Origin of the sequence: Burkholderia sp. HI2714, from assembly GCF_002223085.1 — a bacterium.
Classification (GTDB): Bacteria; Pseudomonadota; Gammaproteobacteria; order Burkholderiales; family Burkholderiaceae; genus Burkholderia; species Burkholderia lata_D.
Genome location: NZ_NKFM01000151.1, coordinates 1 through 1,151, shown reverse-complemented (window position 1 = coordinate 1,151; position 1,151 = coordinate 1). Strand labels below are relative to the sequence as shown.

1 protein-coding gene and 1 pseudogene are annotated in these 1,151 nt (G+C 56.1%); both read right to left on the bottom strand.

The window, feature by feature from the left end; genetic code table 11:
* Positions 1 to 318 (bottom strand): annotated as a pseudogene (locus tag CFB82_RS41575) (hypothetical protein); the annotation flags it as partial.
* A 69-nt stretch (positions 319 to 387) separates the two neighbouring features.
* A complete protein-coding gene (locus tag CFB82_RS41570; protein WP_089487968.1) occupies positions 388 to 834 on the bottom strand; it encodes a hypothetical protein in 447 nt (148 codons plus the stop codon).
* Positions 835 to 1,151 lie beyond the last annotated feature (317 nt).

Genomic DNA, 1,151 nt, shown 5'->3' with positions numbered 1-1,151 from the left:
CAGCCGCCAGTACTCTTCCATGAAGCCGGTGATCTGACGCATCGCCCAACGAAACAACCGGTAAAACGTATAGATCAGCTCGATGTAGGCGTTCGTGTAGGTTGGGGCACGCCCGGACACACCCGGCCCATACGGCTGGGTGTTGATGAACAGCGCCTTCAGGTCGCCCTCCGGGCAGTAGAGGCTGAGCTGGCCTCGCCGCTTCAGGCTCTGATTGTAGGCGCGGGCGTTCGCGACCCGATACGTCGGTTTCGGGCGTTTGCGCGGCGCTCCGGATTTCAGGCTGGCTTTGTATGGCAATGAACGTTCACGAGGCATAGATCAATTGCCCTTTCTACTCGACCTCACGCTGCCGCGCAACCACCCCCTTCCGAACAAAGCCTATCTTTACCACTCCTCGAACTCCTTGGGGCTGCCATTCGACATGCAAACATCCTGCATCCATTTCGTCATCTGAAAATCGAGGTTGCTGGTTCCAATCAGGGTGGCCTGCAGGGGGGCGTATAATTGGTCATCCAATCCGACCTTAGCAAGAATGCATTGCAGAATGGCCGTTTGGTCGCTCAAAGTGGCGAAGGCGCGTTTGTTGCTTTTCGGATCAACGAATTCCCGCAGCAGTCTGCTGACGGCACCGGCATAATCTCTAGAGCTAGAGCCTACCGGCAACTGCCTCAGTGCGTCGAGAAAAGCCTGGGCAAGCGGCTCGTCATTGAAATCCTGCCGCACCGGGGTTCTCGCGGGAACTTGTTCGGTCACACGTTGCTGCAATGGTATGACCGCACCATCCCCCACAGAGGGAAAGATTTGCGCGGCGGCGGGGAGAATAGGAATCATTCTAGGCTCCTGTCTGAGATGTCGAAAACCTGTTTTCATTGATCGGCGTGATGGCGCCAGTGAAAGTGGGCGAGGGCGAACAGTGTCAAGGTTGCGTTTTTTGCCGCTTTTGGCAACCGTTTGCTGGCGGTTCTGTCGCGATAGTGGCATTTTGGGCAAGGGGATGTCAATTTGAATTGGATTTCTTATGGGCTTTGTTCGACAGGGTATGCGCTCAGTTGGTTGCGGGCGCAATTAGGCTGTCTTGACGCAAATCGCCTTGCCGAAGCTGTTCCACCGGTTCACGAGGTTCGCAATGATCACGCCCTCGCGCTGCT